The organism is Micromonospora chalcea, assembly GCF_002926165.1.
Lineage (GTDB): Bacteria > Actinomycetota > Actinomycetes > Mycobacteriales > Micromonosporaceae > Micromonospora > Micromonospora chalcea.
In genome coordinates, this window is the sequence record NZ_MAGP01000154.1 from 106,628 (window position 1) to 128,799 (window position 22,172).

The 22,172-nt window shown below is 74.3% G+C and carries 18 protein-coding genes; 7 read left to right on the forward strand and 11 right to left on the reverse strand.

What is annotated here, in order from left to right:
- Window positions 1–20: 20 nt before the first annotated feature.
- The 4 genes from BAW75_RS26845 to BAW75_RS26860 all read left to right on the forward strand — a co-directional run bounded on the left by BAW75_RS26845 (window position 21) and on the right by BAW75_RS26860 (window position 4,341).
- Window positions 21–1,097, forward strand: a complete 1,077-nt coding sequence (locus BAW75_RS26845; RefSeq protein ID WP_223201151.1) for a glycosyltransferase family 2 protein — start codon at window positions 21–23, stop codon at window positions 1,095–1,097.
- 114 nt (window positions 1,098–1,211) lie between these two features.
- Window positions 1,212–2,354, forward strand: a complete 1,143-nt coding sequence (locus BAW75_RS26850; RefSeq protein WP_104115320.1) for an SPFH domain-containing protein — start codon at window positions 1,212–1,214, stop codon at window positions 2,352–2,354.
- A gap of 46 nt (window positions 2,355–2,400) precedes the next feature.
- A complete protein-coding gene (locus BAW75_RS26855) occupies window positions 2,401–3,489 on the forward strand; it encodes a TFIIB-type zinc ribbon-containing protein (RefSeq protein ID WP_104115321.1) in 1,089 nt (362 codons plus the stop codon).
- A gap of 159 nt (window positions 3,490–3,648) precedes the next feature.
- Window positions 3,649–4,341 (forward strand): DUF4386 domain-containing protein, encoded by a 693-nt coding sequence (locus BAW75_RS26860; RefSeq protein WP_104115322.1) that lies wholly within the window; start codon window positions 3,649–3,651, stop codon window positions 4,339–4,341.
- A 5-nt stretch (window positions 4,342–4,346) separates the two neighbouring features.
- Here BAW75_RS26860 and BAW75_RS26865 read toward each other — a convergent pair whose 3' ends face one another.
- Window positions 4,347–5,126, reverse strand: a complete 780-nt coding sequence (locus BAW75_RS26865) for an SDR family NAD(P)-dependent oxidoreductase (protein ID WP_104115323.1) — start codon at window positions 5,124–5,126, stop codon at window positions 4,347–4,349.
- A gap of 86 nt (window positions 5,127–5,212) precedes the next feature.
- Here BAW75_RS26865 and BAW75_RS26870 point away from each other — a divergent pair, with 86 nt between their 5' ends.
- Complete coding sequence (locus BAW75_RS26870) at window positions 5,213–6,052, forward strand: helix-turn-helix transcriptional regulator (RefSeq protein WP_064447392.1); 840 nt, start codon at window positions 5,213–5,215, stop codon at window positions 6,050–6,052.
- Between the two features lie 21 nt (window positions 6,053–6,073).
- On the opposite strand, the gene BAW75_RS26875 is transcribed toward BAW75_RS26870, so the two are convergent.
- A complete protein-coding gene (locus tag BAW75_RS26875) occupies window positions 6,074–7,240 on the reverse strand; it encodes a cellulose-binding domain-containing protein (protein ID WP_104115324.1) in 1,167 nt (388 codons plus the stop codon).
- 413 nt (window positions 7,241–7,653) lie between these two features.
- On the opposite strand from BAW75_RS26875, the gene BAW75_RS26880 reads away from it, so the two are divergent.
- Both BAW75_RS26880 and BAW75_RS26885 read left to right on the forward strand, forming a co-directional pair.
- Window positions 7,654–9,159: a TldD/PmbA family protein gene (locus BAW75_RS26880; RefSeq protein WP_104115325.1), complete on the forward strand. Its 1,506-nt coding sequence runs from the start codon at window positions 7,654–7,656 to the stop codon at window positions 9,157–9,159.
- A complete protein-coding gene (locus BAW75_RS26885; protein ID WP_104115326.1) occupies window positions 9,156–10,529 on the forward strand; it encodes a metallopeptidase TldD-related protein in 1,374 nt (457 codons plus the stop codon). The genes BAW75_RS26880 and BAW75_RS26885 overlap by 4 nt, the downstream gene beginning before the upstream one ends.
- Here the strand turns inward: BAW75_RS26885 and BAW75_RS26890 are convergent.
- The 9 genes from BAW75_RS26890 to BAW75_RS26930 form a co-directional block, all read right to left on the reverse strand.
- A complete protein-coding gene (locus tag BAW75_RS26890; RefSeq protein WP_104115327.1) occupies window positions 10,513–11,295 on the reverse strand; it encodes a hypothetical protein in 783 nt (260 codons plus the stop codon). The two genes, BAW75_RS26885 and BAW75_RS26890, sit on opposite strands and share 17 nt — an antisense overlap.
- Before the next feature lie 11 nt (window positions 11,296–11,306).
- Window positions 11,307–13,034 carry an ABC transporter substrate-binding protein gene (locus BAW75_RS26895; protein ID WP_051611101.1) on the reverse strand — a complete coding sequence of 576 codons (1,728 nt, stop codon included), beginning with the start codon at window positions 13,032–13,034 and terminating at the stop codon, window positions 11,307–11,309.
- Entirely contained in the window at window positions 13,031–14,743 is a 1,713-nt protein-coding gene (locus BAW75_RS26900; RefSeq protein ID WP_043325235.1) for an ABC transporter substrate-binding protein, read from the reverse strand. The genes BAW75_RS26895 and BAW75_RS26900 overlap by 4 nt, the downstream gene beginning before the upstream one ends.
- On the reverse strand, window positions 14,740–15,972 hold the full coding sequence (locus BAW75_RS26905) for a DUF885 domain-containing protein (protein ID WP_104115328.1): 1,233 nt from the start codon (window positions 15,970–15,972) through the stop codon (window positions 14,740–14,742). The genes BAW75_RS26900 and BAW75_RS26905 overlap by 4 nt, the downstream gene beginning before the upstream one ends.
- Entirely contained in the window at window positions 15,969–17,669 is a 1,701-nt protein-coding gene (locus BAW75_RS26910) for an ABC transporter substrate-binding protein (protein WP_104115329.1), read from the reverse strand. Before BAW75_RS26910 ends, BAW75_RS26905 begins: the two co-directional genes overlap by 4 nt.
- Window positions 17,666–19,003: an aminotransferase class V-fold PLP-dependent enzyme gene (locus BAW75_RS26915; RefSeq protein WP_104115330.1), complete on the reverse strand. Its 1,338-nt coding sequence runs from the start codon at window positions 19,001–19,003 to the stop codon at window positions 17,666–17,668. The genes BAW75_RS26910 and BAW75_RS26915 overlap by 4 nt, the downstream gene beginning before the upstream one ends.
- Window positions 19,004–19,363: 360 nt before the next feature.
- Window positions 19,364–20,017, reverse strand: coding sequence for an NHL repeat-containing protein (locus tag BAW75_RS26920; RefSeq protein WP_064447384.1), 654 nt, complete (start codon window positions 20,015–20,017; stop codon window positions 19,364–19,366).
- 63 nt (window positions 20,018–20,080) lie between these two features.
- Complete coding sequence (locus BAW75_RS26925; protein ID WP_104115331.1) at window positions 20,081–20,983, reverse strand: homocysteine S-methyltransferase family protein; 903 nt, start codon at window positions 20,981–20,983, stop codon at window positions 20,081–20,083.
- A gap of 38 nt (window positions 20,984–21,021) precedes the next feature.
- Window positions 21,022–22,161 carry a trans-sulfuration enzyme family protein gene (locus BAW75_RS26930; protein ID WP_104115332.1) on the reverse strand — a complete coding sequence of 380 codons (1,140 nt, stop codon included), beginning with the start codon at window positions 22,159–22,161 and terminating at the stop codon, window positions 21,022–21,024.
- Window positions 22,162–22,172: the final 11 nt, after the last annotated feature.

Genomic DNA, 22,172 nt, shown 5'->3' on the forward strand with positions numbered 1-22,172 from the left:
GGCCGGGCGGGACGACGCCGATGCGGCTGTCGGTGGTGGTGCCCTGCTTCAACGAGGAAGAGTCGGTGGAGCGGCTGCACGAGATGCTCAGCACCGCGCTCGCCGAGCTGCCCGACGTGGACGTCGAGGTGGTGTACGTCGACGACGGCAGCGAGGACGGCACGCTCGCGGCGCTGCGCCGGCTCGCCGCCGCCGACCCGACGGTCTGCTACACGTCGCTGAGCCGCAACTTCGGCAAGGAGGCGGCCATGCTCGCCGGGCTGCACCGGGCCACCGGCGACGCGGTCGTCATCATGGACGCCGACCTGCAGCATCCGCCGCGCCTGCTGCCCGAGATGGTCGCGCTCTACCGCCAGGGCTTCGACCAGGTGATCGCCCGCCGCGACCGGCGCGGCGACCGGTTCATCCGGATGGTCGCCTCACGCTCGTTCTACCGCCTGGTCAACTGGTGGATAGACGTCCGCCTGCTGGACGGCGCGGGTGACTTCCGCCTGCTGTCCCGGCTCGCGGTGAACGCGATCCTGGCGATGCCCGAGTACAACCGCTTCTCCAAGGGCCTGTTCTCGTGGATCGGCTTCCGCACCGTGGTGGTGGCGCACCGCAACGAGAGCAGGCAGGCGGGGCGGAGCCGGTGGACGTTCGGCAAGCTGTTCAACTACGCGTTCGACGGTCTGCTGTCGTTCAACAACCGGCCGCTGCGCCTGGCGATCTACGGCGGGCTCTTCCTCACGCTCATCGCGGTGGGCTACATGGCGTGGGTGGTCGCCGACGCCGTGGAGAAGGGCATCGACGTGCCCGGTTACACCACCATCATCGTCAGCGTGATCGGCCTCGGCGGGATTCAGATGATGATCCTGGGCGTGATCGGCGAGTACATCGGCCGGATCTACTACGAGACCAAACGCCGGCCGCACTATCTGGTGCAGGAGACCGAACGGCCGGTCCCGGAGACCGGAGGCCCGCCCCGGCTGCCGAACCAGCGCGCCGCGTGGTCCACCGACCGGGGTCCACGTGCGGCGCCGGCTTGGGAGGATCCGTCCCGAGATGCCTCCCGGCGTCACGGGGGCGGGGAATCGATGAGCGGCGACACCGGCTGAACGACGGCGATCGGTAGGTGCCGATCAGCGCACCATTGTTCTCTTTTCGCAGGTGGCGGGGGGTTGCTATCGTCGCCCGCGACGCCGGAGAACGGCGCCGAGGAAAGGGTTGCGATGGGGCTGATGGACAAGCTCCGGGGCGAGCTCATCGACATCGTCGAGTGGCTGGACGACAGCCGGGACACGATCGTCTGGCGGTTCCCCCGGTATCAGAACGAGATCAAGATGGGCGCCAAGCTGGTCGTCCGGGAGTCCCAGACGGCGGTGTTCGTCAACGAGGGGAAGATCGCCGACGTCTTCCCGCCGGGAACGTACACGCTGGAGACCCGCAACCTGCCGATCCTGTCCACCCTGAAGGGCTGGAAGTACGGCTTCAACTCGCCGTTCAAGGCCGAGGTGTACTTCGTCAACACCCGGCAGTTCACGGACATGAAGTGGGGCACCCAGAACCCGGTGATCCTGCGCGACGCCGAGTTCGGCGTGGTCCGGGTGCGGGCGTTCGGCGCCTTCGCGGCGCGGGTGGTCGACCCGGCGCAGCTGCTGCGTGAGCTGGTCGGCACCGACCCGCAGTTCCGCACCGAGGAGGTGCAGGAGTACCTGCGGCAGCTGATCGTGGGCCGGCTCGGCGGCGCGCTCGCCACGGCCGGCGTGCCGCTGCTGGACCTCGCCGCGCACCAGGACGCGATCGGCCGGCGGCTGGCCGCCGTGCTGACCGAGGAACTGGCCGAGGTCGGTATCGCGATCCCCAAGTTCGTCATCGAGAACGTGTCGGTGCCGCCGGAGGTCGAGCAGGCGCTGGACAAGCGGACCAGCATGGGCGCGGTCGGCGACCTGGACCGCTACACCCGCTTCCAGGCCGCGAACGCGATGGAGGCCGCGGCGAACAACCCGGGCGGCGAGGCGGGCGCGGGCATCGGCCTGGGCCTGGGCATGGCGATGGGCCAGCAGATGGCCCGGACGATGGGCGGCGGCGGGGCCACGCAGCCGGCGCCGGCCCGAGCACTGCCGTCGGCCGCGCACCCGGGCGCCGCCGAGCCGCCGCCGCTGCCGGGCCAGGCCCAGTGGTACGTCGGCGTCGGTGGCCAGCGGCAGGGCCCGTACGACCTCGGCGGGCTGGCCGAGCAGGCGGGCGCCGGCGCGCTCGGCCCGGACACGCTGGTCTGGCGTGCCGGGATGGCGCAGTGGCAGCCCGCCGGGCAGGTGCCGGAGCTGGCGTCGGTGCTGGCCAGCGTCCCGCCGCCGCTGCCGCCGCAATGAACGCGCGTCAGCGGGTGAGTCGTCCCCGCACCGGGCAGGTGCCGGCATGAGCGACACGACTGTCTCCCCGCCCTCGTACCGGTGCGGGGGTTGCGGGGCCCGGGTGGAGTTCGCGCCGGGCACGACGACGCTCAGTTGCCCGTACTGCGGGCACCGGCAGGAGATCGCCGGCGCGCGCCGCGAGGTGCGCGAGCACGCGTACGCGGATCTCGCGTCGCTGCCCCGCAAGCCGGTGGCGAGCGTCGGGGCGCACACGTTCGTCTGCCCGGGCTGCGGGGCCCGGACGGAGAGCGACGTGCTGGCGCAGCGCTGCCAGTTCTGCGCCACGCCGCTGGTGGCCGACGCCGCGGCGGGCGAGCTGATCGCGCCGGAGGCGGTGCTGCCGTTCGCGGTGGACCGCAACGGCGTACGGACGGCGCTGGGCCAGTGGTGCCGCAGCCGCTGGTTCGCGCCGGGGAGCCTGAAGAAGGTCAGCGAGGCGGAGACGCTGAAGGGCACGTACCTGCCGCACTGGACGTTCGACGCGCGGACCGTGTCGGACTACCGGGGTCAGCGGGGCGAGTACTACTACGTCACCGAGACGTACACGGTGACCGTCGACGGCAAGCAGGAGACGCGGACCCGGCAGGTGCGGCACACCCGGTGGCATCCGGCCGCCGGCACCGTCAGCCGGGACTTCGACGACGTGCTGGTGCCCGCCACCACCCACCTGCCCACCGAGCAGCTGGACAAGCTGGCGCCGTGGCCGCTGACCGAGGCGGCCGCGTACCACGGCGACTACCTGGCCGGATACCAGGCGCTGCGGTACGACACCGAGCCCGAGGCGGGCCTGACCGAGGCGAAGGCGCGGATGGCGCCGGTCATCGAGCGGGACTGCCGGTCGGACATCGGCGGTGACGAGCAGCGGGTGTCCGCAGTGGACACCACGTACTCCGACGTGTCGTACAAGCTGATCCTGCTGCCGGTGTGGATCGCCGCGTACCTGCACGCCGGCCGCTCGTACCAGGTGCTGGTGAACGCGCGCACCGGCGAGGTGATCGGTGAGCGACCGTACAGCGCCGCGAAGATCGCGGCGGCGGTGTTCGCCGCGCTGGTGCTCGTCGCCGTAGTGGTGGCGCTCATGATGAACCGTTAGCGTCGCCGCGCTGTCGTACGCCCACGGGCCACCGGTATCCGTTACCGGTGGCCCGTGCGCATCGCGCGAGGAGTCTGACCGAGCGGCCGATTCGCCGCCGCGCCGATCCGCCGCAGAGTGAGGGAACGACCACCGGCCGAGCGGCGGAGGGCAGCCCCGATGGACTCACTGCGCAAGACGTCGCTGGTCGCGGGCGGGTTCTACCTGCTCACCTTCGTCTCGATCCCGACCCTCACGCTGTACGCCCCGATACGCGAGGCGGACTACATACTCGGCGGCACGCCGGACACCCCTGTCGTCGTCGGCGGCGTCCTGGAGGTGATCGTCGCCCTCGCCTGCATCGGCACCGCGATCGCGCTGCACCCGGTGCTCAAGCGGCAGGGTGAGGTGCGTGCGCTGGGCTTCGTCGCCGCCCGCGTGCTGGAGGCCGCCGGCATCTTCATCGGCGTCGCGAGCATCCTGACCCTGGTCGCCCTGCGGCGGGCCGGCGCCGAACCGGACGCGCTGGTCACCGGCCGGACACTCGTCGCCTTCTACGACTCGGTGTTCCTGCTCAGCCAGGCGCTCCTCCCGGCCGTGAACGCCCTGCTGCTGGGCTCCCTGCTCTACCAGTCCCGCCTGGTGCCGCGCATCCTGCCGGTGCTCGGGCTCGCCGGGGCGCCGCTGCTCGTCGCCTCCGATCTGGGCACGCTGTTCGGCGCCTGGGACCGGCTGTCCCCGGTGGCGGCGGTCGCCGCGCTGCCCATCGCGGTGTGGGAGTTCTCGCTCGGCGTCTACCTGGTCGTCAAGGGCTTCAAGCCGGTCACGGACGACACGGTCGCGCCCCGGCCGGTCCAGGACGCCACCGTCTGAGCCGGTCAGGCCCGCGCGCCGCCGTCGACCCGCAGCACCGTACCGGTGACGAAGGAGGCGCGGTCGCTGAGCAGCCACGCGGCGGCCTGGGCGATCTCGTCGGGTTCGGCGGCCCGGCGCAACGGGCTGGCGGCGGCGAGCCGCTCGATGATCCCGGGTGACTCCGCATCCCAGGCGCGCATCATCTCGGTGAGCGTGCTGCCCGGGGCGATCGCGTTGACCCGGATGCCCTCCGGGCCGTAGGTGATCGCCGCGGATTCGGTGAGGCTGTTCACCGCGCGCTTCATCGCGCCGTACGCGGGCAGCGCGGGGTTGCCCATCAGGCTGCCGACGCTGGAGTTGTTCACGATCGCGCCGGTGCCGGCGGTGGCCCGGATCGCGGCGACCTCGGCGACCATGGCGAGCCACGGTCCCTTGAGGTTGACGGTGTAGAGGTGGTCGAAGTCCTCTTCGCGCACCCGGTCCATCGGTCCGGGCGGCACGATCGTCGCGCCGTTGTTGAAGGCGACGTCGAGGCGGCCGTACACCTCGACGACGCGGTCCACGGCGGCGCGCACGCTCGCCGCGTCGGCCAGGTCGCAGACGACGTACTCGGCGGTGCCGCCGGCGGCCCGGACCTGTTCGGTGACCGCCTTCAACTGTTCCTCGGTCCGGGCGGCGAGCAGCACCCGGGCGCCCTCGGCGGCGAACAGCCGGGCCGCCGCGGCGCCGATGCCCCGCCCGGCGCCGGTGATGAACGCGACCTTGTCTGCGAGCAGGCCCTCAGTGGTTCGTGTGGTGTCCATGCGGCAAGCCTGCGGCCGGGCGCGGAGCCCATCCAGGCACCGGCGGTACCTGGCTACCAGCCGCCGCGCACGGGCACACTGGGGTCGTGGACCGACGTGAGCTGGCAGTGTTCCTGCGCAGCAGGCGGGAGCGGATCGCCCCGGCCGACGTGGGCCTGCCCGCCGGGCGGCGTCGCCGCACCCCGGGGCTGCGCCGCGAGGAGGCGGCGCGGCTGGCGTTCATCTCGACCGAGTACTACACCCGGCTGGAGCAGGGCCGGGCTCCGCGTCCGTCGCGGGAGGTGCTGGCCGGGCTGGCCCGCGCGCTGCGGCTGTCCGACGCCGAACGCGACCACCTCCACCACCTGGCCGGGGAGCCGCCCGCGCCGCCGCCCGGGCCACCCCGGGAGGTACGGCAGAGCGTGCTGGACCTGCTGCACCGGCTGCCGCAGGCGGCGGCGTTCGTGACCTCGGCGACGTTCGAGGTGATCGCCTGGAACGACCTCGCGGCGGCGCTCATGGAGGACTTCTCCGCGGTGTCCCGGCGGGACCGCAACCTGGTCCGTCGGGCGTTCCTCGGCCCGCACCTGATGTACGGCGTGTCGGACGCGAGCGAGTTCGCCCGCCACTCGGTCGGGCGGCTGCGCGCCGCCGCGGCCCGCTATCCGGACGACCCGGAGATGGCCGCGCTGATAGCGGACCTGCTCGCCGGCAGCGCGGAGTTCGCCCGCCTGTGGGCCTCCCACGACGTCGGCGGCGCGCGGACGCTGTGCAAGACGTTCCGGCACCCGCTGGTCGGGCCGGTGACTGTGAACTGCGACGTCCTCGACATCACCGACCGCGACCAGCAGGTGGTCATCTACACCGCCACGCCCGGCTCGCCCTCGGAGGAGGCGCTGCGGCTGCTCTCCGTGATCGGCACCCAGCGCATGACCGCCGAGCGCTGACCCGGCCGCCCCGGCGGACCGTCAGCAGCCGATGCGGGTGGCGCCCATCGCCACGTCGTCGTACCAGAGGGTGTCGGCCCCGCCGCCGTAGCTCTCCCAGCCCAGCTTCAGGTCGGTGAGCTGCGGTCGCCAGGTGCGGTTGTACCACTGGCCGTCGATGTCGTGCGTCGGTACGCCGTCGGCGGTCAGCCCGGTCACGGCGACGCCGTCCAGCCAGGTGCGGAGCTGACCGGCCGAGCCGTCCACCATGAACTCCAGGCAGGCCCAGCGGTTGGTGGGCAGCGGCACGCTCTGCGCCACCCCGGCCGGGCTCTGCTCGGGCAGCGTGGCGTCGTCGGAGGCGCGGTTCCACTGCAGGGCGCCGTTCTGGCCGCCCAGCCGCAGGTCCCGGTTGCCGTCGGCGGCGTCGGACATGGTGATCATCGTGGTGTGGTCGGTGGGCTGGGCGGTGGTGTGCCGCACCCAGATCCGGGCGTACCTGACGCTGCCCAGGGCGCTGAGGTTCTTCGTGGTCCGCACGAAGACGTGGTTGCAGTAGCCGGCGGCGCCGTTGATCCGGATCGCGCGGCTGCCGCTGTGCGTGGTGGACGTGTCGATGGTGGCCGTGCCGGCGCCGGAGCAGTCCGGGCTCACCACGCTCCAGTCGCCGGACGGCGTCGAGCCGGTCTGGTTCTCGAAGCCGTCGCAGAGCACCGCCCCGGCGCATCCGCACGGCGGCGGGGTGGTCGGAACCGCGGTGGTGGGCACCACTGTCGGCGACGGCGCGGCGCCGTTGCACGGCACGCCGTTGAGCGTGAACCCGCCCGGCGCGCCGCCGGCGGCGCTGAACGTGCCCTGCACGCCGAACTCGGTGGAACCGCCCGCCGGGATGCCGCCGTTGTACGACATGTTGCGGGCGGTGACCGTCGCGCCGGACTGGCTGACGGTGGCGTTCCAGCCGTTCGTGACGCGCTCGTCGCCGGCGTACGTCCAGGTGACCGTCCACCCGGAGACGGCGGTGTCGCCGGGCGAGACCTTGACGCTCGCGGTGAACCCGCCGGGCCACTGGTTGGGTGTGTAGTCGACCCGGCAGCCCTGCGCCGCCGTGGCCGGGCCGGCGAGCAGGGCCGTCGCGGTGGCCGCCACGACGGCGGCCAGCGCGGTCACCGCCGCCAGGGCCGGGCCGGAACGGGTACGGAGAATCGTCATGGGAAGTCCTTCTGCGTCGGGCGGCGCGACGCGACGACGCGCGTCCGGACGGACGGCGGCGCGGCGACGCGCTCGGGTGGCGGCGCGTCGATGCGCCACTGTGAGAAGTCGGTGCGTACGACCGACGTGCCCGGCTCGGGACAAACCTGTCAGCCGCCGGCGGCCCGGTCGTGCGGACCTCGGCGGCGCCCGCCCTCAATCTATTGAGCGACGCCGATCAATTCAAGCGCGCCCCGGCGCGGCAGCGGTCTTCTTCCCGATTGCTCTGTTGCGCGGCGACGGCGCTGGCCGGCCGCCCGGCCGCCACGCGGGCCCTGTGCCGGGGCGGCACGCGGCACTAGTCTCCTCACCGCAACCCCCGGGCCGCCGCGCCACCGGCGCGGACGGCGGCACCCCGGCGACCGGAGGCGCGTGTGCCCGACGAGATCGACGACTCCTTCCTCGCTCTTCCGCTGGCCCGCCTCGCCGACGCCGCCCTGTCCCGGGCCCGGCAGCGGGGCGCGCGATACGCCGCGCTGCGGGTGCAGCGGGTCCGCTCCGGGCGCACCGTCGTACACGACGGGGCGCTGCGGGCGAGCGAGGAGGAGACCGAGACCGGCCTGGCGGTACGGGTGCTGCACCGGGGCGCGTGGGGCTTCGCCGCCACGCCCGAGCTGACGCCGGAGGCGGCGGTACGCGCCTGCGACGACGCGCTGGCGCTGGCCCGGGCCTGCGCCGACGTCGGCGGCGCGCCCGTCGCGCTCGCGCCCGAGCCCGCGTACCCGGGGGCGACCTGGCGCTCGCCGTACCGGATCAACCCGTTCGAGGTGCCGGAGAGCGAACGGGTGGAGCTGCTGAGCCACTGGTGCGCCGGGCTGCAGGCACACGAGTCGGTGGCGCACGTGCTGGCCCGCGCCACCGCCGCCCAGGAGAACACGTACTACGCCGACCTGGACGGCACCCGCGTCACCCAGCAGCGCGTCCGGGTGCACCCGCAGGTGCTGGCGGTGGGCCGGCGCCCGCGCGACGGCGGCGTCCAGACGCTGCGCACCGTCGGCCCGCCGGTGGCCCGCGGCTGGGAGTACCTGCACGGCGAGGGCTGGGACTGGGCCGGCGAGCTGGCCGAACTGCCGGCGCTGCTGGCCGAGAAGACGCAGGCGCCGGCGGTGCGGCCAGGCCGGTACGACCTGGTGATCGACCCGTCGCAGCTCTGGCTCACCATCCACGAGTCGGTCGGGCACGCCACCGAGTACGACCGGGCCCTGGGCCACGAGATGTCGTACGCGGGCGGCACCTTCGCCACGCCCGACGCCGCCGGGCGGCTCCGGTACGGCTCGGCGCTGATGAGCGTGGACGCCGACCGGTCGGCCCCGCACGGGCTGGCCACGGTCGGGTTCGACGACGAGGGGGTGGCCGCGCAGTCCTGGCCGCTGATCGAGGCGGGTGTGCTCGTCGGGTTCCAGCACGACCGGGGCTCGGCCGCGCGGGCCGGCCTGCCGCGCTCCGCCGGCTGCGCGTACGCCGAGTCGTACCGGCACACGCCGATGGCCCGGATGCCGAACGTGTCGCTGCGCCCGGCGGTGGACGGGCCGGACACCGCGGCCCTGATCGCGGGCGTGACGGACGGCTTCTACCTGGCCGGCTCGGACAGCTGGTCGATCGACATGCGGCGGCGGCAGTTCCAGTTCACCGCCCAGCGCTGGCACCGCATCCGCAACGGGCGGCTGGCCGGGCAGGTGTCCGGCGCCGCGTACCAGGCGGAGACCACCGCGTTCTGGTCCGCGCTGTGCGGGCTGGGCGGGGAGGGCACGTGGCTGCTCTCCGGCGCCGACATGTGCGGCAAGGGTCAGCCGGTGCAGGCGGCAGCGGCCAGCCACGGCTGCCCGTCCGCGGTGTTCCGTGGCATCGACGTCGTCGACACCGGAGGGCGGGACGGGTGAGCGGGATCCAGGACGCCCTGGAAGCGGCGCTGCGGCACCGGCGTGACGCCGACGAGCTGCTGCTGATCGCGGACGAGACGGCCGCCGCGCACCTGCGCTGGGCGGGCGACGCGCTGACCACGAACGGCAGCGTCCGGTCCCGCCGGGTGACAGCGGCGGCGGTACGCGACGGCGCGGCCGGCGTACACGTCGGGCTGGTCGGGCACGGCGGCGCGCTCGGCGACGCGCTGCCCGGCCTGGTCCGCGCGGCCGAGCGGGCCGCCCGCGACGCGCCGCCCGCCGCCGACGCGACGCGGCTGCCCGAGCCGTGGCGGACGCCGTCCTGGGCGGAACCGCCCGGCGGCACCTCGGTCGACGCGTTCGGAGACGTGCTGCCCGGCCTGGCCGACGCGTTCGCGGCGGCCGGGCAGCGGCGGCTCTACGGCTACACCGAGCACCGGGTGGTCACCACCTACCTCGCCGCGTCGACCGGCGCCCGCCTGCGGCACGCGCAGTCCACCGGCCTGTTCGACCTGAGCGTGCGCGACGGCGACGACTCGGCGTGGGCCGGTGTGACGGCGCCCGACCTGACCGGACTGGACGTGCCGGCGCTCGCCGCCGAGCTGTCCGCCACGCTGGCGCGGCCCGGCCGCCGGGTCGAGCTGCCGCCGGGACGGTACGAGGTGCTGCTCACCCCGAACTGCGTGGCCGACCTGATGCTCCACCTCTACCTGGCCGCCGGGGCGCGCGGCGCGCTGGACGGGCGTACCGCGTTCAGCCGCCCGGACGGCCGGCTGCCGCTCGGCGAGCGCCTCACCGCGTTGCCGCTGACGCTGCGCAGCGACCCGGACCATCCGCTGCTGCCCTGCGCCCCGTTCACGGTCAGCCGGGGCACCGACGACCTGACCGCAGTGGTCGACAACGGGCTGCCGCTGCGGCCGACCCGCTGGATCGACGAGGGTGTGCTGACCGCGCTCGTCCAGACCCGGCACACCGCCGAGCAGACCGGCGCGCCGCTCACCCCGATGGTGGACAACCTGGTGCTGGAGGGCGGGCCGGACGCGCCGACGCTGCCCGAGATGGTGCGCTCCACCCGGCGCGGCCTGCTGCTCACCTCGCTGTGGTACCTGCGCGACGTCGACCCGGCGTCGCTGCTGCTGACCGGCCTCACCCGCGACGGCGTGCGGCTGGTCGAGGACGGCGAGATCGTCGGCACTGTGCACAACTTCCGGTTCAACGAGAGCCCGCTGTCGCTGCTGGCCCGGGCCACCGAGGCCGGGCGGCCGGTGCCGGCGCTGCCCCGGGAGTGGGGCGACTACTTCACCCGGATGGTGATGCCGCCGCTGCGGGTGCCCGACTTCCTGATGTCGGCGGTCAGCCCGGCGACGTGAACAGCGCGGCGAACCGGTCCAGGGTGCGCCGGTCGTACACGAGCTGTTTCTGCGGCGGGTACGGACGCCGTGGCGGCGGCACGTACCCGGGCTCGCCGCGCCGGGGCAGCGTCCCGTCCGGGCGGCGCAGGTGCGGCCCGTGGAAGAACCAGCAGAGCTGGCCGACCAGCTCGGCGAAGACCAGCGGGTGCAGGTCGGGCGGGTACATCGCGAGGTGGCAGCGGGTGGCCCGGAACTCGCCGCGCGGCCCGAACGTGTTGCCGAACAGGACGTGTCCGAAGACGTCGTGCACCGCCCGGAAGATGTCGTTGTGCAGCAGTTCCTCCCCGCCGGCCCGGACTCCGGCGGGGGCGCGCAGCGGATGGTCGCCGTCCGCGCCGGCCGGCCCGTGCCCGTGGCGGGTGAGGAAGACGTGCAGCAGGCCGGTGGCGCGGACCCGCGCGACCAGGTCCCGCGAGTCCCGGTACGGCTGCCCCGGCACGGTCCACGGCAGCACCCGGATGCCCGCCTCGCCGATCAGCCGGAACTGCCGCAGGTTTTCCGCGGCCAGCCGGGCGTACCCGCGGGCCGTGCCGGCGGTGACCATCGGCGCGGCGTCGTAGCGGTCGGCCACCTCCCGGCAGAAGTCCTCGTCCAGGCGCAGCGGCTCGGCGGCCAGCCGGTCCAGCCGGACGGCGGGCACGCCCGCGCGCGCCGCCGCCCGGTCGGCGTGGGCCTGGGCCAGCTCGCCGAGACGTACGGTGAGACGGTGGTCGTCGCCGCTCATCGGCCCGGGCGTCAGTCCTCCCCCAGCCACAGGTTGGTCAGGTCGCCGTTGAGCACCGGGTACGGCAGCCAGTTGCGCACCCGGTGCCCGCGCAGCCAGTACTGGTGGGCGAAGAGGATCGGCACCACCGCGCAGTCGCGCAGCACCTCCCGCTCGGCGGCCCGCCAGTGCTCGTTCGCGGCCCTCTCGTCGGCGCAGCTCAGCGCCGCGTCGATGTGCTCGTTGACGACCTCGTTGTGGTAGTGGCCGAAGTTCGACCCCCAGTCGTCGTTGCCGGAGACGCCGGAGCTGTCGAAGAGGGCCTGGAGATAGACGCGGGCGTTGTTGCCGTGCCAGTCCGGCTCCCAGCCGGACAGCGCCACGTCCCAGCGGCCCTCGCGGGCGCCGTCGGCCCGGCCCAGGTACGTGCCGAACAGCTCGGTGATGCCGGCCGGGACGAGGTCGAGGGTGATGCCGGCCCGGGCGGCGGCGGACCGGACCACCCGCGCGGTCTCCGGGTGGATGTCCCGGTCCCGGTAGACCAGCTTCAACGTGAGCCCGTCGGGGTAGCCGGCGTCGGCGAGCAGCCGGCGGGCCAGCTCCGGGTCGCCGGCGCCGTCGTTCGCCGCGTACGGCGCGAACGGCCGGTGCGCGCGGCACAGCGGCGGCAGGATCTGCTCGGCGATGTCGTTGAGGCGACGCCCGCCCCAGACCTCGGCCACGGCGGTCTTGTCGATCGCGTACTGCAACGCCTCCCGGACCTCCCGGCGGCCCAGCGCACCGCCCTCGTTCGGGCTGAGCACGTTGATCACCAGGTACGGGCTGAACAGACCGGCCGGGCAGACCTCCAGCCGGGGGTCCCCGGCGGCGAACATCTCCGGCAGCCGCTCGGTCAGCGGCTGGATGTCCCACAACATGTCGGCGTCACCGAGGATCACCATGTCGTGGCAGGTCTTCTCGTCCAGCCCCTGCCGCACCTCGATGCGGTCCACGTGGGCGGCACGGACCGGGTCGGTGGCCGGGTCCCAGGTGCGGCTGCGCTCCAGCGTGATCAGCCGGTCCGGCTCGTAGGCGGTGATCCGGTACGGCCCGATCGAGCCGAGTCGCTGGTCCAGCTCGGGGCTGCCGGGCACGAACCAGAGGTACTCCTCCGGCGCCGGGGAGGCGAACGGCAACGCCAGGAGGTTGAGGAAGTCGGAGGTGGGGCGGCGGGTGATCAGCTCCACCGTCCGGTCGTCGAGCACCCGCAGCCCGGGCACCTCGGCGGCCTCCAGGTAGGGCGCCACCACGTTGAGGTCGCGGGGCAGGGTGAGCAGGTCGTCGCGGAACTCGGCAAGCCCTTCGACGGTGCTCAGGTAGTAGGGCAGGCCGGGGCTGGGCGCCATCGGGTGGGCCAGCCGCTTGATGCCGCGTACCACGTCGGCGGCGGTCAACGGCCGGGGTCCGTTGGGCAGGTCCCAGCGCAGCCCGTCGCGCAGCGTGAACCGGTAGCGGCGGCCCTCGGCGTCGTACGGCCCGTCCGCCGCCACCGCCAGGTCCGGCACCAGGTCCCCGGCCCGCCGATGGTCGCGGGTCGACGGGTAGGTGACCAGCTGCCGGGTGTACGCGCGGACGATCCCCCGGGTCACCGTGTGGTACGCCAGCGCCGGGTCGAGGTGGTCGACGTCGCCCGCGCCGACCAGGGTGAGCGTGCCGCCGCGGCGCGGGCCGTCCGCGCCGGGGATCAGTCCGAGGTCCGTCGATGCGTCTGCCGTGGTCATGCGGACTCCTCCAGCCAGAGGTTGGACAGGTCGAACCAGCGGTCCACAGTGGGCATGGCGATCGCGTTGCGGACCCGCCGGCCCTTGCGGTGCGGGATGGTCGGGGCGTGCACGAGGATCGGCACGATCGCGGCGTCCCGCATGACGCACAGGTCGACCTGGTGCCACAGTTCGGTGGCGCGGGCCCGGTCGGTGGCGCCGAGCGCCTCCTCGATCAGCCGGTCGACCTCCGGGTTGCTGTAACCGCCGTAGTTGCTGGTGCCGCGGGACGTGTTGGTCTGGAACATCGGCTGGACGTAGGTGCGCCCGTTCGGGCCGAACCAGTCGGGCGTCCAGGACGGGGCGGAGATGTCCCAGGCGCCGGCGCGGGCGTTGGCCGGGTCGCGCAGGAACTGGTAGTACTCGGCGTGGCCGAGCGAGACCAGACGGACGCTGATACCGCCCTTCTCCAGGTCGGCGGCGTAGGAGCGGGCCACCTCCGGGTTGGCGTCCACGTCCCGGTGCACGGCGGTGAGGGTGAGCCCGTCCGGGTAGCCCGCCTCGGCCAGCAGCGCCCGGCAGCGCTCCGGGTCGCCCCGGTCCCCCGGTGTCGGGTACAGGTTGAAGTCGACGTGCCCGTCGTTGCCGGGCGGGATCGCCGTGTGCCCGGACAACATCACCGTCCCGGCCTCCAGGCCGTGGTAGATCTCGGCGATCGCCGCCTTGTCTATCGCGTACGCGATGGCCTGACGCACCTTGAGCTTGCTCATCGCCCGGTCGGCGTTCGGGCTGAGCAGGTTGAACACCAGGTACGGGTTGAGCGCGTAGCCGAGGTCGTTGCCCGGGTCGGTGGGCGCCACGTCGTACGGCTCGGTGATCGGTGACGCCCAGGACAGGTCGGCGCGGCCACTGTCGATCACCTCCCCCACCTGCTGCGGGCTGGCGATCTCCATGGTCACCTCGACCCCGTCCAGGTACTGCTGGCGCACCGGGTCGGACGCCTTGCGCCACACCGGGTTGCGGTCCAGCCGCACCGACTCGCCGTGGGCGTAGTGGGTGATCCGGTACGGCCCGTTGGAGCGCACCCGCCGCCGGAACTCCGCGCTGTCGGGCAGCACCTCGTCGTACTCGACCGGGGCGGCGGAGGCGCACTGCAGCGCCAGGATGTGCAGGAAGTCCACCGCCGGGCGGATCAGGTCGAAGACGATCGTCCGGTCGTCGACGGCGCGGACGCCGGCGATCTCGTGGTTGTTCTGGAACGCGGCCAGCTCGGCGGCGGCCGGCTCGGCCGAGGTGATCGCGGCGGCGTACGCGTCGCAGTACTCGGCCATCCCCCGGATGGTGCTGGTGAAGTAGCCGATCCCGCCGGCCTGCAGCACCGGGTTGGCCATCCGCTTGAAGCCGCGCACGAAGTCCCCGGCGGTCACCTCGCGGGGCGGGTCGGTGTCCCAGTACACGCCGGGACGCAGCCGGATCGTGTAGCGGGTGTGGTCTGCGCTGATGCCGCCGTTGTCCACTGTCGGCACCGCCTCGGCCACGTCGGGCACAGGCGTGACGGCCGACGGGTCGCGCAGGTCGGCGACCGGCCGGTAGGTGAACAGCTGGCGGGCGAAGAGCCGGATGATCTGCCCGCCGAGCATGTAGTAGGCGCAGGCCGGATCGAGATGGTCCATGCTGCCGGGCCCGTAGAGCCGCAGGATTCCCCCGTACCGGGGCTGGCCGCCGTTCATCGGCACACACCTTTCGTCGTCTCTGCGGTCCCCGCCACCTCGGCGCGCAGCTGCGACGGCAGCAGCGGCTCCCGCAGCAGCGTGTCGAAGCGGTCGGCGAGGCTGGTGTCCGGCTCGCGGGCGGCCAGCCAGGCGTCGACCAGCCGGCCGCCCTCGGAGTAGGTGACGGAGTACGCGCGCCACAGCGGGTCGGCGGCGAACGTGACCATCTGCTCGGCCCGGTCGGGTGGCAGCAGCATCCACCGCCGCAGGTAGGCAAGTGCCTCCGCCCGGTCGCCGCCCTCGTCGTGCAGGAGCAGGGCGGCGTCGATGCGGGCCGGCAGCAGGCGCACGATCAGGCCGCGCATCCGCTCGACCCGCTCGCCCTCGACGTGGACGCCCTCCCCGGCCAGGATGCCGGCGGTCCACTCGCCCCAGCCGGGGCCGAGCACCGCGTCGACCGCCGCCTCGGCCAGGCCCTCGGTGACCAGGCACCGGGGTGTGTCGACCAGGGCGATGGTGTGCTCGTCCTGGCCGCCGTCGCGGACCAGGCCGGCCTCCTTCAGGCAGTGCTCGGTGTGGTGGCCGGGGTACGACTCGTGCGCCACGATGATCGGCAGCGCGGCCACCGACCGGCCGCTCGCCGCGTTCAGCGCCACGGCGGAGCGGAAGCCGCCCAGGTAGCTGTTGTACGCGTTCCACGGCGCGTCCCGGACCACCGTGTACTCGACGCGCTCGGTCCCGGGCAGGCCGAACCGGTCCCGGGTCCGCTCGCGCAGCGCGTCGGAGACCGCCTGCACGCAGCGGTGCAGCCGTTCCGGCGGGACGGTGTTGCGCCGGTAGAACTCCTCCACCCGGTCCACGAGCGGTCCCGGCCCGGGCAGCAGCGCGTCGATCTCGTCGTGCACCGCCGCGTACCGCTCCGGCGGGGTGCGGGTCACGTCGACGTCGTAACAGGCGCGCACCTCCTCCCGGAACGACATCGGCGTGCCGGCGAGCCGGTCGGCGACCGCGCGCAGCGCGGCGAGCTGGGCGGTGAGGTACCCGCGGCGGGCCGGTTCGAGGTCGCTGTCGTCGAGGGCGGCGAGCGTCCGGCCGGCCTGGCGGGACAGCTCGCGGGGGTCGGGCGGCGGTTCGGCGGCGACCTGGTCGCGCAGCGCCGGGTCACCGTAGTAGCAGTCGACGAGCCCGTCGACCAGACGGCCGAGGCGCAGGCCGCGCGGCAGGTAGTCGCGGACCAGCGGGTTCACTCGTCCACCCCCGGGCGTGCGGCGGTGAGGTCCACCGCGTACCCCTGCGGGGGCAGCGGCGCGATCCCGTCGACCCGGTCCGGTCGCCTCGGCGCGGCCACCGGCGCCCGGTGCAGGATCGGCACCACCGCCACGTCGGCGACCGCGCGCTCCGCGGCGGCCCGCCAGGCGGCGTCGGCCCGCCACGGCTCCGGCGCGTCGAGCGCCCGCTCGATCAGCGCGTCCACCTCGGGTGCGGCGTAGCCGCCGTGGTTGGCGCCGCCGGGCACCGGGGTCGCCTGGAGCATCGCCTGCGCGAAGACCCGCCCGTTGTGCTCCAGCCAGTCGGGTACGCGCGCCGCCACCGCGAGCTGCCAGCCGCCGGCGGTGGCGGGGGCGCGCAGCGCCTCGGTGTACGCGGCGTCGGCGAGCCCGACCGCCCGGGTCGGCAGGCCGGCCCGGGTGAGGTCGCTCGCGCAGGCGTGCGCCACCTCGGGTCCGAGGCCGGAGTGCGGGTGGATCAGGACCAGCGGCGTGCCGTCGGCGTGGCCCGCCGAGGCGAGCAGGTCACGGGCCCGCGCCGGATCACCGGTGGGGTACGGATCGGCCGTGTCGTGCCCGGCGTTGCCCGGCGGGATCAGCGAGCCCGCGATCCGTACCGGCACGCCGGGGCGGTGCCGCCGGTACAGGTCGGCCACCGCGGCCTTGTCCACGGCGAGCGCCACGGCCTGCCGTACCCGGGGGTCGGCCCAGACCGGGTCGCGCAGGTTGAGCAGGAGGTACGGGTCGAGCGCCCAGCCGAGCGCGCCGTCGCCGTCGACCGGCTCGGCGGCCGGCAGCCCGCCGACTGCGGGCGCGACCGGCACCTCGGCCGGCGCGTCGGTGGGCTCCGCGTCGGCGCGGCCGGCGCCGTCGCTCAGGCGCAGCTCCACCCGGTCGGCCTCGGCCCGCCGGTACGGGTCGGCGGCGGGCTCCCAGGCCGGGTTGCGGACCAGTTCGACCCATTCGCCGGGCCGGTGCCGCCGCACCCGGTACGGCCCGTTGGCGCGCAGGTGGGCGGCGGCCTCGGGGCTGCCGGGGACGAACGCGTCGTGCTCGACGGGCACCGCCGACGCCGCGGGCAGCGCGAGCATGTGCACGAAGTCCAGCGCCGGCCGGGCCAGCTCGATGACGAGCGTCTCGTCGTCGAGCGCGAAGACGCCGGGGATCTCGTGCGCGTTCTGGTACGCGGCCAGCGTCGCCGCGTCCCCGGCCCGGTGGGTGGCCTCCGCCGCCCAGGCGGTGGCGAAGTCGGCGAGGCCGCGCACGGTGCTCGCGAAGTACGCGAGCGACGGCGAGGGCCGGACCGGGTTGCACATCCGTTTGAAGCCGCGGACCACGTCGTGCGCGCTGACCGGACGCCGGTCGGGGGTGTCCCAGCGGACACCGGGGCGCATGTGGAACACGTAGCTGCGGTGGCTGGCGCCGAGCCCGGCGTTCCAGGTGGAGGGGACCTCCAGGGCGAGGTCAGGCACCGGCGTGACGGCCTGCCAGTCGCGGACGTGCCGGGCGGTCTGCCAGGTGACGAGCTGCCGGGTGTGCAGCCGGACGAACGGGGCCGCCGACGCGGGGGCGCAGCTGGGGTCCAGCGGGGCGGCGTCGGTGGGCGCGACCACCCGCAGCACGCCGCCGCGCCGCCGCGCGGTGGCCGGCTCCGGCCGGTACGGGGCGACGGTCATGACAGCTCCCGGACGAGGTCGGCGATGGCGTCGACGGCGCGGTCGACCTCCTCGGCGGTGTTGTAGAGGTGGGTGCAGATCCGGGCGGCGTAGTGCTGGTGCGGTGAGCCGGCGACGTCGAACTCGGTCCACCGGGTCCAGATCCGGTGCCGGCTCTCCAACTCGTCGACGAGGCGGGCGAATTTGGTGATGTTCCAGCCGTCGGCCCGGTCGGGGAACGGGTTGAACGCCACCAGCGGCGCGGTCAGCCGGTCGTCGGTGAGCGGTGAGTACAGCGACTCGACGCCGAACCGCTCGACGATCCGGGCGCGGGTGTGCGCGCCGAGCGCCACCGCGTGCCGCTCGATCCGGTCCCGGCCGATGCGGTCCCACAGCTCGCACGCCTTCGCCAGGGCGGCGCCCCGGGCGATGCTGGCGCTGCCGGCGCTCTGCAGGTAGTCGCCCATGTTGTAGCTCTCCACCCGGGTGGTGGTACGCGGTGGCGGGGCGCCCATCATCGGGTACCAGGTGGAGATGACCGGCCAGAACGTCGGCAGCGGCAGCGGGTTGTGCTCGGGGTGGACCTTGTTGCGGACGTAGAGCAGCCCGGTGCCGAGCGGCCCGCACTGGAACTTCGAGCCGGAGCAGGTGACGAAGTCGGGTCCGAGCGCGCGCAGGTCGGTGTCGAACAGGCCGGGCAGCAGCGCGCCGTCGACCACTGTGGTCAGGCCGTGTTGCTGGGCCAGGTCGCAGAGCTGGCGCACCGGCATCCGGGTGCCGGTGAACAGCGTGACGGCGGCGAACGCCAGCACCTTCGTCCGCGGCGTGATCGCCCGGGCGAACATGTCGACGATCTCCTCGGCGGTGACGTCCGGCCCGACCGGCGGGGTCAGCACGGTGAGCGTGATCCGGTGCCGGTTGCGCAGCAGGTTGAAGTTGGACAGCACCGAGTAGCACTCGTGGCTGGTGGTGATGACCTCGTCGCCCTCGTGCAGGTCGAGCCCGTTGATGACGCGGGCCACCCCCTCGGTGGCGTTGTGGCAGATCACCATTTCGTCCTGGTCTACGCCGAACGCCCGGCCGATGGCGGCGCGGTGCTCGGGGTACATGCCGGGCGGGTAGACGTTGCGCAGTCCGCCGTTCCACTCCCGGGTCACCCGGTCGTTGACGTCCAGCACCTCGTACGGCATCACGCCGATGGTGCCGGTGTTGAGGTGGACCGCGTCGGGCTCCATCGCGAACAGCGACCGCAGCTCCGCGAAGGAGGCGGCGCGCAGCGGGTCGGCCGGTGCGGGCGGCCCGCCGGTGCGGGAGGCCGTCGTGGTCGCGGGGTCGTCGGTCACGCTGACGCGCATGGCGTCCCTCCTGTCAGGAGCTGGCACCCGCCAGCGAATTTACCATATAATTCTCAAGTAAATAGTCGACCCGCTGCCCGCCCCGTCCGACCGCGCCGGGCTCTCCGGCGCGTCCCACCGCAGAGCAGGGAGAAGCGATGATCGCGTGCCACACCGGCGGTTGGCCGGACACCGAAGATCCTCAGCGGGCGGAGCCGGCTGCCTCCGGCTGCTCGTGCGGCTGCGCCGGCCGCTGCCGGCCGCCGTCCGCCGGCCCCGGCGGTGAGCGCGACCGCCGGCAGGAGCAGTTCGACGCGCGCGACCGGGTGCCCTGACGCCGGGCGGGTGGGGGCGGCCGGGCCGCCGCCCCCACCGGGCCGGTCAGCCGCCGAGCACGTCCGGCAGCCGGACCGCCTTGAACCGCCGGTCGGCGAAGTCGCAGTACCAGACCAGCTCGCCGTCCCAGGCCAGCCCGGTCGGATGCCCCGGCAGCCGCACCGTGGCGACCAGCCGGCCCGACTCCGCCTCGACCGCGTGCAGCAGGCCGTCCTCGAACTCGGCGTAGAGCACGTGACCCTCGGCGTACGTGAGGCCCGAGGGCGACCCCACGACCGGGTGCTCCCGCTGCACCGTCATGGTCTCGAAGTCCCGTAGCTGGATCACCGCGGGCGCGCGCAGGCAGAGCCACACGCCCTCGGGCCCGGTCTCCATGCCGGTGACCCGGCCGTTGGAGGGCCGTACCGGCTTCGACCCGACGGTCTGGCCGGTGGCCGGGTCGATCAGCAGGATCCGCTTCGGCCGGCCGCCGATCTGGCACAGTTTTCCGTCCGCGTATCCCAGGTCGGCCCGCACGTCCGGGTACGCGAACGACCGGCGTACCGCGCCGTCCGCCGGGTCGATCGCGAAGATCCGCGCGGCGTCCTGGTCGGAGTGCCAGAGCCAGGTGCCGTCCCAGGTCAGGCCGCACATGTAGCCGGCCGGGCCGGGCAGGCTGCGCACCACCTCGACGGGCGGTGCGATCGTCGAGCCGCTCACCGTCTCGTTCTCCCTTCGTTGGCTGACCCGGCCCGCGCCGGGCCGGCGGACCTGCGGGCGGCGTCAGTCGACGGCCGCCACCGGGGCGTTCAGCCGGGCCGTCAGCGCGGCGATGTGCGCGGGCGACGCGCCGCAGCACCCGCCGGCCACGGCGAGCCGGTACTCCACCGCCCAGCCGGCGACCAGGTCGCCGAACTCGGCGGGGTCGAGCAGCGGGCGCGGCCCGGGCGCGCCGTCGCGGCGGTCCTCCAGGTTCGGGTACGCGCCGATCGGGCCGTCGTCGGCGTCGCGCAGCGCCCGCAGGCACCGCTCGGTCGCCTCCGGGGCGGTGCAGTTGACAAGCACCACCTCGGCCCCGGCGGCGCGCACCGCGCGGGCAGCGTCCACCAGGGAGTCGCCGGACAGCAGCCGGCCCTGGTCGTCGCAGACGAAGCCGGCCCAGGCCCGGGCGCCCACCTCGCGTACCTGCTCCACCGCGATGCGTGCCTCGCGGGCGGTGTTCATGGTCTCCACCAGCACCAGCTCCACCCCGGCCCGGACCAGCTCAACGGCCAGCCAGCGGTGCTCCTCACGCAGCTCGTCGTCGGCCGGCACCAGGTCCGGCCGGTAGCAGTCCTCCACCGGAGCCATCGACGCGGCGATCCGGGTGCCGGGCGCGCCGGCCGTGTTGCGGGCGGCGAGCGCGACGCCGACGGCCGCGTGCACCATCCAGCCGAGGCCGGCGTCCTCCAGTCCGGCGCGGCGCAGCGCCCGCAGGTTGCAGCGCAGCGTGTTCGCCGTGAGCACCTGCGCCCCGGCGGTCAGGAACCGCTCGTGGACGTCGCGCAGCACGCGCCGCCGGCTGTCCGCCAGCAGCGCCGCGGTGCCCCACCACGGGGGCTGGTACGGCAGCCCGGCGCGCTGCAACTCGGTGGCGAGTCCTCCGTCGAGCACCACCGGGGCGCCGCCGGTCGTGAATGCGGACATGTCTCCTCCTTTGCGGGGCGGTAATGCCGGCCAGCGGGTCAGGCGCCGTCACGCAGCGCGGTGACCAGGTCCTCGACCAGGTCGGCCGGGTCCTCGATGCCGGGTGAGATCCGGATCAGCCGGTCGGTCAGCCCGAGACGCCGGCGTACCTCGGGCGGCACCGGGCGGTGGGTCATCAGCGCCGGGCACTCGATCAGGGAGCGGACGCCGCCGAGGCTGACCGCGGCGGTGAACAGGCGTACCCGGTCGAGCAGCTTGGCCGGGTCGCCGCGGTACTCGAAGGCGGCGAGCGCGCCGGGCGCGGTCATCTGCCGGGCCGCCACCGCGTGCTGCGGATGCGTGGGCAGGCCCGGATAGCTGACCGTCGCGACGCTCGGCTCGGCCAGCAGCGCCGCCACCACCGCGCGGGTGTTCTCCACCTGCCGGGCGGTGCGCAGGGACAGCGTCTTCAGGCCGCGGTGGGTGAGGTAGCAGTCGAAGCCGCCGGGGGCGTTGCCGGCCACCGTGCGGTAGGCCAGGAACCGCCGGTGCAGCTCCTCGTCCTGGTAGACGAGCGCGCCGCCGAGCACGTCGAGATGACCGGCGACGGACTTGGTGGTGCTGTAGAGCGTGATGTCCGCGCCGTGCGCGAGCGGTCGTTGCAGCACCGGCCCGGCCAGCGTGTTGTCCACCACGACGAGCGCGCCGTGCCGGTGCGCGAGGTCGGACACCGCGGCGATGTCGGCGACCTTGAGCAGCGGGTTGGTGGGCGTCTCCAGCCACACCATGGCCAGCTCCGGGCCGCACCCGCCGAGCGCGCGGTCCCGCTCGGCCGGGTCGGCGAAGTCCACCGGCCGGACCGTCACGCCGCGCTCGGCGGCGGCGGCGAGCAGCTGGTGGGTGCCGCCGTACACGTCGTCGGAGGCGAGCACCAGCCGGCCCGGCGGCACCAGCGACAGCGCCGTCGTGGCGGCTGCCTGCCCGCTGGTGTAGACGGTCGCGTGCCGGGCGTCCTCCAGCGCGGCGAGGCACTCCTCCAGCGCCTCCCGGTTGGGCTGCTCGCCCCGGGCGTAGAAGTAGCGCGGCGGGTCCTGGGCGGTGCGGTCGTAGGTGGTGGTGAGGTGGATCGGCGGCACCACGTCGCCGGTGCCGGGCACTGGTCGCTGGCCGACGTGCACCAGCCGGGTGTCGAACCTCATGACGCTCCCTT

Excerpts from the sequence above, each read along its gene's own strand:
- BAW75_RS26845 (WP_223201151.1), top strand. The coding sequence starts at position 21 with ATGCGGCTGTCGGTGGTGGTGCCCTGCTTCAACGAGGAAGAGTCGGTG.
- BAW75_RS26850 (WP_104115320.1), top strand. The coding sequence starts at position 1,212 with ATGGGGCTGATGGACAAGCTCCGGGGCGAGCTCATCGACATCGTCGAG.
- BAW75_RS26855 (WP_104115321.1), top strand. The coding sequence starts at position 2,401 with ATGAGCGACACGACTGTCTCCCCGCCCTCGTACCGGTGCGGGGGTTGC.
- BAW75_RS26860 (WP_104115322.1), top strand. The coding sequence starts at position 3,649 with ATGGACTCACTGCGCAAGACGTCGCTGGTCGCGGGCGGGTTCTACCTG.
- BAW75_RS26865 (WP_104115323.1), bottom strand. The coding sequence starts at position 5,126 with ATGGACACCACACGAACCACTGAGGGCCTGCTCGCAGACAAGGTCGCG.
- BAW75_RS26875 (WP_104115324.1), bottom strand. The coding sequence starts at position 7,240 with ATGACGATTCTCCGTACCCGTTCCGGCCCGGCCCTGGCGGCGGTGACC.
- BAW75_RS26890 (WP_104115327.1), bottom strand. The coding sequence starts at position 11,295 with ATGAGCGGCGACGACCACCGTCTCACCGTACGTCTCGGCGAGCTGGCC.
- BAW75_RS26895 (WP_051611101.1), bottom strand. The coding sequence starts at position 13,034 with ATGACCACGGCAGACGCATCGACGGACCTCGGACTGATCCCCGGCGCG.
- BAW75_RS26900 (WP_043325235.1), bottom strand. The coding sequence starts at position 14,743 with ATGAACGGCGGCCAGCCCCGGTACGGGGGAATCCTGCGGCTCTACGGG.
- BAW75_RS26910 (WP_104115329.1), bottom strand. The coding sequence starts at position 17,669 with ATGACCGTCGCCCCGTACCGGCCGGAGCCGGCCACCGCGCGGCGGCGC.
- BAW75_RS26915 (WP_104115330.1), bottom strand. The coding sequence starts at position 19,003 with ATGCGCGTCAGCGTGACCGACGACCCCGCGACCACGACGGCCTCCCGC.
- BAW75_RS26925 (WP_104115331.1), bottom strand. The coding sequence starts at position 20,983 with ATGTCCGCATTCACGACCGGCGGCGCCCCGGTGGTGCTCGACGGAGGA.
- BAW75_RS26930 (WP_104115332.1), bottom strand. The coding sequence starts at position 22,161 with ATGAGGTTCGACACCCGGCTGGTGCACGTCGGCCAGCGACCAGTGCCC.